This is a genomic window from Halomarina salina, from assembly GCF_023074835.1.
GTDB classification, from domain to species: Archaea; Halobacteriota; Halobacteria; order Halobacteriales; family Haloarculaceae; genus Halomarina; species Halomarina salina.
The window spans coordinates 1,044,395-1,058,981 of the sequence record NZ_JALLGW010000001.1; the positions used below are offsets into that span (position 1 = coordinate 1,044,395).

Here is a 14,587-nt window from a genome sequence, read left to right on the forward strand (position 1 = left end):
GGACCCCCTCGGTTCCGGTGGAGCAAGCCTCATCGGGGGGACGCCCCTTCGACGGGTATGGACGCCGCGCTGCTCACCGTCGGCGACGAACTGCTGGCCGGTGACATCGAGAACACGAACGCGACGTGGATCGCCAAGCAACTCGCGGACCGCGGCGTCACGCTCGAACGTATCGCCGTCGTCCCGGACGAGGTGTCGGTGCTCGCCGACTACGTCAGTTCCTTCTCCGACCAGTTCGACGCCGTCGTCGTGACCGGCGGGCTCGGCGGGACGCCCGACGACGTGACGATGGACGGCGTCGCGGCCGCGTTCGACCGACCGCTCGTCGTCGACGAGGCGGCCTACGAGGACGTCGAGCGGAAGGCCGAGGCCGCCCGCGAGGAGTACCCGGACATCGACCTGGACATCGAACGCCACGCGTCGATACCGGAGGGTGCGCGCCCGCTTCTGAACACGAACGGTCTCTCACCGGGCTGCGTCTGCGAGAACGTCTACGTCGTCCCGGGCATCCCCCGCGAGATGAAGGCGATGTTCGACCAGTTCGAGGAGGAGTTCTCGGGCGAGCGCGTCACCCGGACGTTCGAGACGTCGATGGTCGAGGGCGAGGTGACGCCGATGCTGCAGGACGCCCACGGGGAACTCCCGGACGTGTCGCTCGGGTCGTACCCCTCGCGCGGGGAGACGCCGAACCGCATCAAGGTGACCGCCGAGGACGAGGCGTCGCTCGACGAGGCGGAGACGTGGCTCCGCGAGCACGTGACGATTCTGGACGACTGAGCCAGATACCGTGTCAGTTCGGCCGACGAAAGCGGGGCCGACTCCCGGTCAGTACGACCGGTCGTCGTCGCCGCCGTCGGTCTGCCGGTCGGAGAAGCGGTCCGGGTCCGACCGCGACGAGTCGGTGGTTCGCCGCTCGCTGGGTCCCTGGTCGCGCCGGTCGGTCGTCCCTCCGTCACCGGTCTCGCCGGGTGGTTCCGGTCCCGTCTGTCGGACCGCTCGCGCACCCTCCGACCCGGTGGTCTGGATGACGTTGAGCGCCGTCATCAGGTCAGTCCGGGTGATGAGGCCGACCAGCGAGCCGTCGTCGGTGCTGAGGCCGCCGGCGTCGGGACCGACCGACCGGACGACGAGCAGACGGCCGACCCTGTTCGACTGCATCTGGGTGAGCGCCGTCATCGCCTCCTCGTCGGGACCGATGGTGACGAGGTCGGTGGTCATCACCTCCTCGACGCGGTAGGCGTCGCGTTCGACCTCGCGGACCGACCGGGCGTCTTCGAGCGTCACCAGGCCGACGACCTGCCCGTCGCGGACGACGGGGTAGCCGGTGTGGCGCTCGGTGAACATCTTGTCGAGGAGCGTCGCGACGGAGTCCGTCGCCTGGACGACGCTGACGCGGTCGGCCGGCGTCATCACGTCGCGGACGCGGACGCCCTCGAACGCCGCCTTCATCACCGTCTGCTGGGCCTCCGAGGACGCCCCGATGTAGATGAACAGGGCGACGCCCGCGAGGAAGATGTTGTTGAGGAGGAACAGCCCACCCAGGCCGAGGACGATGGCGAACAGTTTGCCCACCTCCGCCGCTATCTGGGTCGCGCGAGCGTACGGGCGGTTCCGGGCGAGCAGCGCGCGGAGGACGCGCCCACCGTCCATCGGGAACCCCGGCAGGAGGTTGAACACCGCGAGCGCGACGTTCGTGATGGCGAGGTAGCCGACGACGAAGACGAACGCGCTGCCCGCAGCGCCGGGGTCGGCCGGGAGGACGAAGACGCCCAGGTAGCAGACGACACCGACGAGGACGCTGACGACGGGACCGGCGATGGCGATGGCGAGTTCCTGCTTCCAGTTCTCGGGCATCTCGCGGAAGCTGGCGATGCCGCCGAACAGCCACAGCGTGATTGACTCGATGGGGTAGCCGTAGCGCATGGCGACCACCGAGTGTCCGAGTTCGTGGAGGAGGACGCTCGCGAACAGGCCGATGGCCGCTGCGAGACCGAGGAGGTACGGGGAGACCCCCTCGCCGAGCGATCCGAGCGAGATGGTGGTGCCGAACACCTGACCGAGCGTGTCGACCCAGAGGCCGGTCTGTGCGCCGATGAGGTAGGCGAACAGCGGCAACACCAGGAGGAACGTCAGGTCCAGCTGGATAGGGATGCCGAAGACGCTCCCGATACGGAAGCTTCGCATACCGCTAGGTCGGGTCCGGACGGTAATAAGTAGCCGCGCCGGACCGCCCTCGGGACGGTCTGGAGCCGACTGGGGCGTCTCTCGCACTCGGGGCTGCTCCGACTCACCGACTCTCCGACTGACTGACCCACCGACTCACCGGCTCACCGGAACTGCATCCCGCCGTTGAGCGCCAGCACCTCGCCGTGGACGTAGTCGTTGCCGACGAGGAAGGCGATGGCGTCGGCCACCGTCTCGGGCGTGCAGGCGTACTCCGGCAGGTGCGTGTCGACGTTCTCGTGGCCGTGGAACCCCTGTGCTTCGAGGTACGCGACGATGTCGTCGTTGAGGTCGGTCTGCACCGGGCCGGGAGCGACGGCGTTGACCTGCACGCCGTCGGGGCCGAGTTCGCGGGCGAGCGCTCGGGTCAGCCCGTGGAGACCCGCCTTGCTCGCGGCGTAACTCGCGTCGACGGTGCCAGCCGTGCCGCCGATGCTGGAGACGAACACGAGGTCACCCGCCGACTCCTGCAGGTACGGTGCGGCGGCCCGTGCGACGTAGAACGCGCCGGTGAGGTTCACGTCGAGGACGGTCCGCCAGTCCTCGTCGGTCGTCTCGGTCAGCCGCGAGGGCCGGACGATGCCGGCGTTCGAGACGACGGCCCGTAACGCGCCGAAGCGGTCGACGCTGCCCTCGACCATCGCCTCGACGGCCACCGGGTCGCAGACGTCCGCCTCCACGCTGACCGCCTCGACGCCGTACTCCTCGCACTCCGCGACGGTCCGCTCCGCCGCGTCGGCGTCCCGCCGGTAGTTCACGACCACGTCCTCGCCCGCCGCCGCGAACGTCAGCGCGGTCGCTCGCCCGATTCCTCGACTCCCGCCAGTGACGAGCACTGTCATACTTGCTGGTGGTACCACCCGTTGATACGCGTTCTGTCGCCAACGATTATCACCGCGCCCACCGACCCGTCGAGTATGACCACGAACGAGGACTCTGCATCGGGACAGTCCACCGACGCCACCGACGCTACCGACGCCCCACGGCCGCTCGTCCGTCGCGCCGAACAGGTCGACTACGAGGAGGTCGGTGCGGCCGAGGGGATGTCGAAGGGCGTCCTCGTCGGCCCGGACGACGGCGCGCCGAACCTCGCCATCCGCCGGTTCACGCTCGACCCCGGCGCGGAGGTCCCGCCACACACCAACGAGGTCGAACACGAGCAGTACGTGCTGTCCGGCGAGTACGTCGTCGGACTCGGCGAGGAGGAACACGTCGTCCGCGCGGGCGACTCGCTGTTCGTCCCGGCGGGCGTCGTCCACTGGTACCGCAACGACGGCGACGGCGAGGGGGCGTTCATCTGCGCGGTGCCCAACGGCGACGACACAATCGAACTCGTCGAGGAGTAGCGTCAGTCGAGTCCGAGGCTCAGTTTGAGCGCGTCGTCCACCTCGGCCATCGTCGCCGAATCCAGGCGACCGACGACCGAGTGAATCCGCTTCTCGATGGAGACGACCCGTATCTGGTCGAGTCGAACCGACGAGTCCTTCTCGAACGGTGAGTCGTCCGCTTCGACGAGGACCTCGAACGGATAGCCGCGATGCGTCCCCGTCGCCGGTGCGACGATAGTGGTACTCGCGTTCCGGTTCCCGACGTCGTTCTGGACGACAACCGCCGGTCGCGTCTTCTTCATCTCGTGGCCCTCGGCGGGGTCGAGACGGACGATGACGACGTCTCCTCGTCGTATCTCCGGGCGGCCGCTCATTCGTCGAGTTCCGACCACGCTTCGGACGACGCTTCGTCCCACTCGTCGGCGAGTTCGGCAGCACGGTCCGACGCATCCCGATACGCCGATGCCAACTCGTCCTCGTCTGGTCGGTCAGAGTCGACGTCGACGACGGCGACTGTCACCCGCTTGTTCGCGTACTCTGTCCCGAGATAGATGCGACCGCGGTCGTCTGTCCGGTTGGTTCGCAGATCCGTCTCGTCGACATCCATGGTGGTACCCACTATTACCCACAGAGAGATAAACGCTGCCCACGATTACCCACACACGCTGACGGTCACGTCTGCACGTACTGCTACTCTTGCTATCGGGCAGGTCAAGTAGCCAGACGAACTACTCGCGCCCAGACGTGTCCCAGCAGGTCGCTCAGGTCGATACGCTGTTCCTCCACGAGCGGAAGGACGACTTCACGGTCGCCGTTCGCACCGACGGCCAGCGAGTGCTCCACGGTATCCTCGAACTGAAGGACACCGCGGCGGGGCCGCGACCGGCCCGCCTGCGGGTCAAGAAGGACACCGACGAGGACCTCCGCTCGCCCGACCAGTTCGTCGAACTCGCCCGTCGGGCCGAGCGCATCCGCATCTCCGAGCAGACCAGCCCCGAGAAGCGCGAGCGCCTCCGCGAGATGCTGTCGGGCTACCAGCTGGAGGCGAAGGTCGTCCGGACCTGTCGGTACTGCGCGAACGCGGGTCGCTACTCGCCGCTGACGAGCGAGACGGCCATCAAGGCTGACGACGAACACATCTGCCCCTCCTGTGCGAAGAAGGAACTGGAGCGGGAGATGAACTACCGCAACCTCCAGTCGGGCGCGAGAGACCGCCTCGAAGCGCTCCTGCTGGAGGTGCAGGACCTCGAACGCATCGCGAACCTCCTGAAGGGGCGACTCGACCCCGACCTGACGAAGTTCGACGAGATCTCGGCGACCGTCGAGGACGTCGACCCCGTCCCGACCGACTCGCTGGACCTCCACCCGAACCTCAAGTCGCTGGTCACCGACCGGTTCGACACGCTGCTCCCGGTCCAGAGCCTCTCGGTCGAGAACGGCCTGCTCGACGGCCAGGACCAGCTGGTCGTCAGCGCGACGGCGACCGGCAAGACGCTCGTCGGGGAGCTGACGGGTCTGAACCGCGTGCTGGAGGGCGAGGGGAAGATGCTGTTTCTGGTACCGCTGGTGGCGCTCGCCAACCAGAAACACGAGCAGTTCGAGGAGAAGTACGGCCACCTCGCGAACGTCACCATCCGCGTCGGCGCGTCCAGAATCCGGGACGACGGCAACCGCTTCGACCCGAAGGCGGACGTCATCGTCGGCACCTACGAGGGTATCGACCACGCCCTGCGGACGGGCAAGGACCTCGGCGACATCGCCACCGTCGTCATCGACGAGGTCCACACGCTCGGCGAGGAGGAGCGCGGCCACCGCCTCGACGGCCTCATCTCGCGGCTGAAGGAGTACACCCGCGTCAACGACGACGACACGCAGTGGGTGTACCTCTCGGCGACCGTCGGTAACCCGAAGGAACTGGCGAGAGGTCTCGAAGCGACGCTCGTCGAGTTCGAGGAGCGGCCGGTGCCCATCGAGCGTCACGTCACCTTCGCCGAGGCACAGGAGAAGGTCGACATCGAGAACAAACTCGTCAAGCGCGCGTTCGACGAGAAGTCGTCGAAGGGGTTCCGCGGCCAGACCATCATCTTCACCAACTCGCGGCGGCGCTGTCACGAGATATCGCGGCGCATCCAGTACGACAGCGCGCCGTACCACGCGGGCCTCGACTACGGCCGCCGGAAGAAGGTCGAGCGCATGTTCGCGAACCAGGACCTCTCGGCCGTCGTGACGACGGCGGCGCTCGCCGCGGGTGTCGACTTCCCCGCCTCGCAGGTCATCTTCGACTCGCTGGCGATGGGCATCGAGTGGCTCACCGTCCAGGAGTTCCACCAGATGCTCGGCCGGGCGGGGCGGCCGGACTTCCACGACAAAGGGACGGTGTACGTCCTCGTCGAACCGGACGGCGTCTACCACAACTCGATGGAGATGAGCGAGGACGAGGTGGCGTTCAAGCTCCTGAAGGGCGAGATGGAGTCCGTCGCCACCCCCTACGACGAGGGGGCGGCCGTCGAGGAGACGCTCGCCAACATCGTCGTCGCGGGCAACGGCGCGAAGCGGCTCAACGACCGGATGATCGGCCAGCTCCCGACGAAGCACGCGCTCGGTCGGCTGCTGGAGTACGGCTTCATCGAGGGGGCGACGCCGACGCCCCTCGGCCAAGTCGTCTGTCGGCACTTCCTGTCGCCGAAACGTGCGTTCGTGATGCTCGAAGGCATCCGGAGCGGTGACGACCCGTACGACATCGTCGGCGACCTGGAACTGCTCGAAAACGAGGGTCGCTGAGCGGTCCGTCACCGCTCGGCGGTTCGCCGGTGACGCTTCGTCGTCGTCCGCCGGTCAACCGAGTTTCGACGTCGCTTCGTCCAGCAGCGACTTCGCCTTCGCCTCGACCTCGCTGGTCGAGCGCTCGACGGCGTACACCCGGTCGCGAGGGATACGCGTGACCGTCCCCTCGTCGTCGTCGATGTTCGGCCGGACGATCACCCAGTGCTCGTCGACGAACGCGACGTGTTCGTTGTCGACTTCGGTCCGCTCGACGCCGTCGGGCGTCTCGTAGACGACCCGCGCGGTTCCGACGTCGAGGTCCATCAGAGTCCGCGCAGGTGGACCTCGTCGTCCGTGATCTGGCTGACGGAGGCCTCCTGCAGCGGGTAGGTGTCGTCGTCTCGGTCGCCCCAGCCGAGTTTCGACATCACGGTGTCCGTCAGGCCCGGGTCCGGGTCCACGTAGGCCGTCCCGTGCTCGACGGTCTTGATGCGGCCGACCTCCTCACCGTTCGGGCCGATCACTTTCTTCCCCTCGTCGTCGTCGCCGATGTCGGTTCTGGTCGACATTGCGTCCTCGTGCACACGACCTGCGGGTTTCCCGACTCAGCCTGCATTCGACTGGTGTTGAAGTGGGGGTCCGTCGCTCACGCCACCGGCGAACGCCGACGAGCGGACGCCGGGGACGGTTTCGAACGGGGCAGTAACCATTTGGCGGACTCGTGCCAACGGCACCCATGCGCACGGCACTCGCGGTCGCCCTCGCCTGCCTCCTCGTCCTCGCGGGCTGTGGGACCGGTGGGCCGGGCGGGTCGGGTCCGGTGGCGAGTACGGTGACGCCAGCCCCGGTCCCCGACGGTGCGACGCCGACCTCCGACCGCAGCCAGCGTCTCGCGCCCGGCCTGACCGCGGAGGGGGTGGTCGCCCCGACGGCGCTCGTGGGCGCGCACACCGCGGCGCTCCGTGGGCAGTCGTTCACGACCCTGCGCGGCGCGGTCACCTACGCCGAGGACGGGCGGTTCCGGTCGGAGGTGTCCACGCGTGGACTCGTCAGCGCCGACCGTCGCCAGTTGCTCGTCGACCGCAGAGCTACCGGCCCCCTGGTCCGCCAGGTCGGCCTCGCCGGGCGGACCGAGCAGTACATCGCCGGGACGACGACGGTCCGGCGCGAGGTCCGCAACGACACGGTCCGGTACAGTAGCGGCCCCCGCGACGCGGGAATCGTCACCGGGTCGGTGCTGCTCTCCGACCTCACCGCCGGTTCGACGCTCGCGCTCGCCCTCCACGCGATGAACTTCAGCGTCGCCCCGGTCGAGGGGGAGTCGAAGACGACGCAGTACCGCCTCGTCTCGACGGAGATAACCGACCCCGACGCCCTGGTCGGCCTCGCGGGCGAGAACGCCCGGAACGTCACGTTCGACGCGACCGCGACACCACAGGGCCTCGTCACGTGGTTCAGGCTGTCGTACACCGCCGACCGCGGAGAGTCCTCGGTCACCGTGGTCCGGACGGTACGGTTCCTGGAGGTCGGGACGACGACCGTCGACCGCCCCTCGTGGTACTCGAACGCCACGAACGGGTCGCCGACAGCGCCGGCCGTTCGAGAGCCGCTGCTCGGTGTGAGCCTTGCTCCATCTCCGACAGTTTCCGGGGTCTACGCCAGCGGCGTCCGTTCCACGACCGTCCCGTCGTAGGTGGGGTACTGCTCGACGATCTCGCCCTTCTCGGCGTCGCCGTCGTCGACCATCTCTTCGAGCAGCCACCACGCCAGTTCGACGTGGTCCTGCTTGACGACGTAGAACTCCTCGGGGACGCCGAGCGCCTCCAGTTCGGCCTCGGTGAGCCACGTCTTCCCGTAGACGAGGGTCCCGTCGTCGGTCACCTCGTCGAACTCGCGACGGATGTTCTCGGCCATCCGCTTCAGCCGCGAGCGGTGCTGGGCGGCGTCCTTGAACACGCTCGTACAGAAGTACACCTTCGGGTGGTCGCCCATCTCCTCCAGCACGCCGTGAGAGCCCGCGACGGCGCTCATGTGGTCCTCGCGGAGTTCGAACCCCTCCTCCTGCATCCGCTCGTAGTTCCCGTCGGACATCTCGAACTCGTTGACGTTGCAGAAGTCGGCCGCGCCCTCGTCGAGGAAGTCGAGGAACTCCGTCTCGCCGCGGATACCCGGAATCTCGAACGCGGGCGTCAGCCCCTCCTCGCGGGCGACGTAGAGGATGTCCTCCCACTCGGTGCCGTGGAGGTCACCCCACTGCTCGTAGGGCGGGTGGAAGCGAATCTCGTCGAGACCCGCCTCCGAGAGGCGACGCATGTTCTCGCGGCCGCCCGTGATTCCCGTGTAGAGGTGCGTGTGGTGGTCCTCGCCGAACTCGTCTTTGAGGAGGCGGAGGTAGCGACAGGTCTTCTCCATCGCCTCCTGGGGTTCGCCGCCCGTGATGGAGGTGCCGAGCGCGCTCATCCGCTTGGCCTCCGTGATGACGTCCTCGTCGGACTCGACGGGACGCTCGTTGGCGTAGGTCTGAGTGACGTTCTTGCGGTTCTCACCCAGCGGGCAGTAGAAACAGTCGCGCTGGTCGCAGTAGCCGTAGACGAACAGAACCATCTTGCCGCCTTTCGCGCACTGTTCACAGCCCTTCGACAGCATATCTGTCCACGACTCCGGCCCCGAGCGGGAAAAGCGGTGCGTTCCGAGGGGCGGTGTGCGGCGCACTGTCGCGGTCGTTCGACCGTGACCCGGCCACCGTGGCGTCCCGCTTATTTAGGGGCGGCACTCGAACCGCCGCCATGGCACTCGAGATAACCCGCATCGAGACGACGGAGTTCTCGTATCCGCTCTCGGACGTGGGGACCGACCAGGGGTTCAACCTCGTCTACTCCCCCGGCGAGACGACCGACCGCAAACTGTTCGCGATGGAGATACACACCGCCGACGGCCCGACGGGGACGTTCGTGGGAGGCAACTCCCCCGCGTTCGCCCAGATTCACGTCGTCGCGGAGCACCTCATCGGGAAGGACCCGCTGCGCCGCGAACGTCACTGGAGCGAACTCAAGCGCGGTCTCCGGAAGTACGACCGGATGGGCATCGGCCCCGTCGACATCGCGCTGTGGGACCTCGCCGGGAAGTACTACGACGCGCCCATCCACGAACTGCTCGGGACGTACCGCGAGCGACTGCCCGCCTACGCCTCGACGTACCACGCCGACGATAACGGTGGTCTCGACTCCCCCGAGGCCTACGCCGACTTCGCCGAACAGTGCGCCGAACTGGGGTACGGCGGGTTCAAGATTCACGGCTGGGGCGGCAGCGACGACCGCCGCGACATCGACCGCGAGGTCGAGACGGTCCGCGCCGTCGGCGAACGCGTCGGCAGCGAGATGGACCTGATGATCGACCCGGCCTGCGAATACGAGACGTACGCCGATGCGCTGAAGGTGGGCCGCGAGTGCGACGAGCAGGAGTTCCTCTGGTACGAGGACCCGTTCCGCGACGGCGGCATCTCGCAGGCCGCCCACCGCCGCCTCCGCCAGAACCTCGACACGCCGGTCCTCCAGACCGAACACGTCCGAGGGCTGGAACCGCACGCCGACTTCCTCGCCGAGGAGGCGACCGACTTCGTCCGCGCCGACCCCGAGTACGACGGCGGCATCACCGGCGCGATGAAGATCGCCCACGCCGCCGAGTCGATGGGCGCGGACGTGGAGATCCACTCTCCCGGCCCCGCACAGCGCCACTGCATGGCGGCGATACGCAACTCGAACTACTACGAGATGGCGCTGGTCCACCCCGACTGCGAGAACACCGGCCCGCCCGTCTACGAGGGCGATTACCTCGACGACCTCGACAGCGTCGACGAGGACGGCACCGTCCCCGTCCCCGACGGCCCCGGTCTCGGCGTGACCTACGACTGGGACTACATCCACGAACACAGGATGGGCGGTCGGACCTACGAGTAGGGCGTCCGGCCCCGCGAGGCGACCGCGCAGGCCGGCACCGCGCTTTTCGGTGACCGTCCCGCAGTCCGTGGTAGCATGGTTCACGCGACCTGGGGCGACTGGTTCGTCCGCGACGAGATAGAGGCCAGCGACCCGGACGGCCTCTCGGTCTGGTTCCTCGGCTGCAACGGCTACGTCCTGCGCACCGCGGAGACGACGCTCTACCTCGACCCGTACTTCGGCGACGGGTCGCCGCCGCGGACCGTCCGCATGATTCCGGTACCGATGGACGCCGCCGACGCCACGCTCTGTGACGCCGTCTTCATCACGCACGAACACATCGACCACGTCCACCCGCCGTCGTACGGGCCGCTCGTCGAGGACCTGGAGGCCGACATCTACGCGCCCGAGGCCTCATACGAGAACCCAGACTACGACGGCGACCTGCGTGCGCCCGAGGAACGACGGACGGTGGTAGACGTCGGCGACGAGTACGAGGTCGGCGACCTCACGGTCCACGTCCGCGGGGCGAACGACCCGGACGCCGAGGAACCGGTGACGTACGTCGTCGAGCACGAGTCGGGGACGTTCTTCGCGGCGGGCGACTCCCGGCCCGCCGACGCCTTCTCCGACGTCGCCGACGAGTTCGACATCGACCTCGGCGTCCTGGCGTTCGGGACCGTCGGCAACGTCGTCCACACGGAGGACGACCCGACCGAGGCCCGCTCGACGGACTGGTACAACGACGGCGAGCAGATACGCGAGGCGGCGAACGCCCTCGAACTCGACCGCCTGATGCCCGTCCACTGGGACATGTGGAAGGGCGTCGGCGCGGACCCGAAGGCGGTCCGCGAACACCTCGCCTCCTACGAGTTCCCGAAGGTCGTCGAACCCGTCAGTATCGGCGACCGGGTCGACGTCGGCAGTCCGGGCGTCGTGCAGGCGCGGGACGTGCGACGACACTGACCACGTCCGGTGACGGGCGTCCACACGGCACCGAGCGGTCCGTCACGCGCCGGCCAACGAGTTAACAGGGCAGCGTCTGAACGCCCGAGCATGGGTACAGCGACCTTCGACTTCGACGACGAGACGGTCATCGTGACTGGCGGGAGCGCCGGCATCGGGCGCGCCATCGCCCTGACGTTCGGCGAGGCGGGCGCGACCGTCATCAACGCCGACGTAGAGGAGGAGCCGAAACGCGAGGGGGAGGAGACGCCGACCCACGAGCGCATCACCGAGGACGGCGGCACCGCCCAGTACGTCGAGACGGACGTGAGCGACGTCGACCAGCTCGCCTCGGTCGTCGAGGCCGCCCGCGAGTACGGCGGCGTGGACGTGATGGTGAACAACGCCGCCGTCCAGCACTCCGAGCCGTTCCTGGAGGTCGACCAGGACGCGCTCGACAAGCTCCTCAGCACGAACGTCCGGGGGTACTTCTTCGGGACGCAGCTCGCCGCCCAGGACATGATCGACCGCGACGAGCCGGGGAGCATCGTCAACACCGCCTCCATCTCCTCGCGGGTCGCCCAGCACGGCCAGGTCCAGTACGACGCGACGAAGGGCGCTATCAAGATGGTGACCCGCGGGACGGCGCTCGAACTCGCCGAACACGGCATCCGGGTGAACGCCATCGCGCCCGGCCAGATAGCGACGGAGTTCACCGAGGGCTGGAGCGACGAGGCGCAGGCGGCGGCCGGGGACGACGGCGACGAGGGGTTCATCAAGCCCATCCCGCTCGGCCGGGCCGGGACGCCCGAGGACTGTGCGGGCGCGGCGGCGTTCCTCGCCACCGAGGACGCGTCTTACATCACGGGCGAACTGGTGTACGTCGACGGCGGCTGGACCGCAATCTGAGAACGAAGGAGCGCGTTCGAGCCGCAGAACCGCGCTCAGTAGCTGTCGTACACCGTCTTGATGATGGTGAAGTAGTCCATCCCCTCCTCGCCCTGCTCGCGGTACGTCTCGCTGCTGGAGGCGTTCATCCCGCCGAACGGGACGTGCAGTTCGAGGCCCGTCGTCGCCTCGTTGACCTTCACGACGCCGAAGTCCACCCCGTCGACGAACCGGTTGGCCTCGGTGTGGTCGTCGGTGACGAAACCGGCCGCGAGGCCGAACTCGACGTCGTTCGCGAGCTCGATGGCCTCGTCGACGTCGCTGGCTTTCAGCACGCCGACGAACGGGCCGAACACCTCCTCCTGCATGACCTCCATGTCGGACTCGACGTCCGTGAGGACGGTCGGTTCGACGTAGTAGCCGTCCTCGTAGTCGTCACCGTCTGGCTGTCCGCCGCCGTACTCGACGGTCGCGCCCTCGTCGCGGGCGGTCTCGACGGCGTCCAGCGTGCTCTCCAGTTCGCTCTCGCTGACGTGCGGCCCCATGTCCGGGTCCTCCCGGCCGGGGCCGATGTCGACCGACTCGGCGTAGGAGACGAGCTCCTCGACGAACTCGTCGTACACCGACTCGTGGACGATGGCCCGCTCGGTGGCGGTGCAGGCCTGGCCGGTGACGCCGAACGCGCCGCTCCCGACGACCTGTGCGGCCTCCTCCACGTCGGCGTTCTCGGTGACGACCGTCGGGTTCTTCGACCCGAGTTCCGTCTGGACGCGCTTGTGGGCGTCCGTCGCCTGCTCGTAGATCATGTCGCCGACGGCGCGACTGCCGGTGAACGAGACGGCGTCCACCTCGTCGTGCGTGACGACGGGCTGGCCGACCTCCTCGCCCCCGCCGGTGAGGACGTTGACGACGCCGTCGGGCGCGCCGACCTCCTCGGCCGCCTCGTCGATGCACTCGACGACCTTCAGGAACACCGTCGGGGCGGCCTGCGAGAGCTTGCAGACCACGGTGTTGCCCGTCGCGAGCGCCGGGGCCATCTTCCACGACGGGATGGCGATGGGGTAGTTCCAGGGGACGACGAGGCCGGCGACCCCCATCGGCTCCCGGACGGTGTAGAGGTTCTGACTGCCGGAACTCGGCCGCCGTCGCTCCCCGGCGTAGTCCATCGCGCGCTCGGCGTAGTAGTAGAAGATGTCGACCGCGCGCTGGGTCTCGCCGGTGGCCTCGGCGAGCGTCTTCCCCTCCTCGCGGCTCAGCGTCTCCGCGAGTTCGTCGCTCCGCTCGTCCATCCGTTTCGCCGTCTCGCGGAGGAGTTCGCCGCGCGCCGGCCCCGGCGTGTCCGCCCACTCCTCGCGGGCCGCCGCGGCCGCCTCGATCGCGCCGTTGGCGTCCGCGGAACTGGAGTCCTGACACTCGGCGACGACGTCGTCGGTGTCGGCCGGATTCCGGACCGCGAACGTCTCGCCGGTCTCGGTGTCCCGCCACTCCCCCGCGACGTAGTTCTGGTAGGTGTCTGCCATCGTGTGACTCCACGAGGTCACGGTCCGTGGGCGTTGGGCCTGTGCGTGCAGCCCCGGCGCGGCCCGGCAGTCGCGGCCCCTGATTCTTTCGGCAGTGCCGACGAACGCCCTGTCGTGCGATACTATCGAACGAGGCGCGACGGGGCGGACCGACTCGTCGCGAGCGACGGCCGGACGGCGTACGACCTCACCGCGGCCCGCGACGGCCTCGGCTCCTTCCGCGACCTGGCCCGCGTCGCCGCGGTCAACGGCGAGAGCGTCGACGACGTGACCGCACGGGTGACCGACGACGCGCCGGTGCTCGACGCCGACGCGGTGGTCGAGCGCGCCGCGATGCCCGCCGTCCCGGACGAGGTGTGGGCGGCCGGCGTCACCTACGAGGTCAGCAGCGACGCCCGCGAGGAGGAGAGCGGCCGCAGCGAGCTGTACCAGACCGTCTTCGAGAACGAGCGCCCCGAACTGTTCTTCAAGGCCACCGCCTCGCGGACCGTCGGCCCCGGCGAGGCCGTCGGCGTCCGCGCCGACTCCGACTGGGACGTCCCCGAACCCGAACTGGCAGTCGTCCTCTCGCGGGGGGACATCGTCGGCTACACCGTCGGCAACGACGTGTCGAGCCGCGACATCGAGGGCGACAGCCCGCTCTACCTCCCGCAGGCGAAGGTGTACGACCGCTGCTGTGCCATCGGTCCCGCCATCGCCTCGCCCGACACGGTCGGGGACCCGCTGGACCTCGACCTGTCGATGACCATCGAGCGCGACGGCGAGACCGAGTTCGACGGCGAGACGTCCACCTCGAAGATGGTCCGCACGCCGGAGGAACTCGTCTCCTACCTGAACCGCCACAACACCGTCCCGGAACTCGCGGTCCTGCTGACGGGCACCTCGCTCGTCCCGGACGAGTTCACGCTCCGGGAGGGCGACCACGTCGCTATCGACCTCGAGAACGTCGGGACGCTCGAGAACCCGGTCGTCTCGGTCTGACCCG

The 14,587-nt window shown here is 68.6% G+C and carries 16 protein-coding genes; 8 read left to right on the plus strand and 8 right to left on the minus strand.

The genetic code is table 11. The features are described 5' to 3' along the window. The first annotated feature begins 57 nt into the window (after nt 1-57). A complete protein-coding gene (locus MX571_RS05285; protein ID WP_247414541.1) occupies nt 58-777 on the plus strand; it encodes a competence/damage-inducible protein A in 720 nt (239 codons plus the stop codon). Nucleotides 778-825: 48 nt separating this feature from the next. On the opposite strand, the gene MX571_RS05290 is transcribed toward MX571_RS05285, so the two are convergent. Further along, the gene (locus tag MX571_RS05290) at nt 826-2,184 is read right to left on the minus strand and encodes a site-2 protease family protein (RefSeq protein WP_247414542.1); all 1,359 of its coding nucleotides are present in this window, start codon (nt 2,182-2,184) and stop codon (nt 826-828) included. A 143-nt stretch (nt 2,185-2,327) separates the two neighbouring features. Next, nucleotides 2,328-3,065: an SDR family NAD(P)-dependent oxidoreductase gene (locus MX571_RS05295; RefSeq protein ID WP_247414543.1), complete on the minus strand. Its 738-nt coding sequence runs from the start codon at nt 3,063-3,065 to the stop codon at nt 2,328-2,330. A 75-nt stretch (nt 3,066-3,140) separates the two neighbouring features. On the opposite strand from MX571_RS05295, the gene MX571_RS05300 reads away from it, so the two are divergent. Next, complete coding sequence (locus tag MX571_RS05300; RefSeq protein ID WP_247414544.1) at nt 3,141-3,569, plus strand: cupin domain-containing protein; 429 nt, start codon at nt 3,141-3,143, stop codon at nt 3,567-3,569. Between the two features lie 2 nt (nt 3,570-3,571). On the opposite strand, the gene MX571_RS05305 is transcribed toward MX571_RS05300, so the two are convergent. Both MX571_RS05305 and MX571_RS05310 read right to left on the minus strand, forming a co-directional pair. Continuing rightward, entirely contained in the window at nt 3,572-3,925 is a 354-nt protein-coding gene (locus MX571_RS05305; RefSeq protein WP_247414545.1) for a type II toxin-antitoxin system PemK/MazF family toxin, read from the minus strand. Continuing rightward, nucleotides 3,922-4,158, minus strand: a complete 237-nt coding sequence (locus MX571_RS05310) for a hypothetical protein (protein ID WP_247414546.1) — start codon at nt 4,156-4,158, stop codon at nt 3,922-3,924. Before MX571_RS05310 ends, MX571_RS05305 begins: the two co-directional genes overlap by 4 nt. Nucleotides 4,159-4,295: 137 nt before the next feature. Here MX571_RS05310 and MX571_RS05315 point away from each other — a divergent pair, with 137 nt between their 5' ends. Further along, the gene (locus tag MX571_RS05315) at nt 4,296-6,332 is read left to right on the plus strand and encodes a DEAD/DEAH box helicase (RefSeq protein WP_247414547.1); all 2,037 of its coding nucleotides are present in this window, start codon (nt 4,296-4,298) and stop codon (nt 6,330-6,332) included. Nucleotides 6,333-6,386: 54 nt separating this feature from the next. Here MX571_RS05315 and MX571_RS05320 read toward each other — a convergent pair whose 3' ends face one another. Both MX571_RS05320 and MX571_RS05325 read right to left on the minus strand, forming a co-directional pair. Continuing rightward, nucleotides 6,387-6,638 (minus strand): hypothetical protein, encoded by a 252-nt coding sequence (locus MX571_RS05320; protein WP_247414548.1) that lies wholly within the window; start codon nt 6,636-6,638, stop codon nt 6,387-6,389. Further along, entirely contained in the window at nt 6,638-6,883 is a 246-nt protein-coding gene (locus MX571_RS05325; RefSeq protein WP_247414549.1) for a DUF8593 domain-containing protein, read from the minus strand. Before MX571_RS05325 ends, MX571_RS05320 begins: the two co-directional genes overlap by 1 nt. 167 nt (nt 6,884-7,050) lie before the next feature. Here MX571_RS05325 and MX571_RS05330 point away from each other — a divergent pair, with 167 nt between their 5' ends. Beyond that, a complete protein-coding gene (locus MX571_RS05330; protein WP_247414550.1) occupies nt 7,051-8,007 on the plus strand; it encodes a DUF7537 family lipoprotein in 957 nt (318 codons plus the stop codon). Here the strand turns inward: MX571_RS05330 and MX571_RS05335 are convergent. Beyond that, entirely contained in the window at nt 7,968-8,960 is a 993-nt protein-coding gene (locus MX571_RS05335; RefSeq protein ID WP_247414551.1) for a radical SAM protein, read from the minus strand. The genes MX571_RS05330 and MX571_RS05335 overlap by 40 nt on opposite strands. A gap of 140 nt (nt 8,961-9,100) precedes the next feature. Between MX571_RS05335 and MX571_RS05340 the strand changes: the two genes are divergently transcribed. The 3 genes from MX571_RS05340 to MX571_RS05350 all read left to right on the plus strand — a co-directional run bounded on the left by MX571_RS05340 (nt 9,101) and on the right by MX571_RS05350 (nt 12,103). Further along, nucleotides 9,101-10,270 (plus strand): enolase C-terminal domain-like protein, encoded by a 1,170-nt coding sequence (locus MX571_RS05340; RefSeq protein WP_247414552.1) that lies wholly within the window; start codon nt 9,101-9,103, stop codon nt 10,268-10,270. Between the two features lie 75 nt (nt 10,271-10,345). Next, nucleotides 10,346-11,215, plus strand: a complete 870-nt coding sequence (locus MX571_RS05345; RefSeq protein WP_247414553.1) for an MBL fold metallo-hydrolase — start codon at nt 10,346-10,348, stop codon at nt 11,213-11,215. A gap of 90 nt (nt 11,216-11,305) precedes the next feature. Further along, on the plus strand, nt 11,306-12,103 hold the full coding sequence (locus MX571_RS05350; RefSeq protein ID WP_247414554.1) for an SDR family NAD(P)-dependent oxidoreductase: 798 nt from the start codon (nt 11,306-11,308) through the stop codon (nt 12,101-12,103). 35 nt (nt 12,104-12,138) lie between these two features. Here MX571_RS05350 and xacF read toward each other — a convergent pair whose 3' ends face one another. Further along, nucleotides 12,139-13,602 carry a 2,5-dioxovalerate dehydrogenase gene (gene xacF, locus MX571_RS05355; protein ID WP_247414555.1) on the minus strand — a complete coding sequence of 488 codons (1,464 nt, stop codon included), beginning with the start codon at nt 13,600-13,602 and terminating at the stop codon, nt 12,139-12,141. Nucleotides 13,603-13,716: 114 nt separating this feature from the next. Between xacF and MX571_RS05360 the strand changes: the two genes are divergently transcribed. Beyond that, nucleotides 13,717-14,583 carry a fumarylacetoacetate hydrolase family protein gene (locus tag MX571_RS05360; protein WP_247414556.1) on the plus strand — a complete coding sequence of 289 codons (867 nt, stop codon included), beginning with the start codon at nt 13,717-13,719 and terminating at the stop codon, nt 14,581-14,583. Nucleotides 14,584-14,587 lie beyond the last annotated feature (4 nt).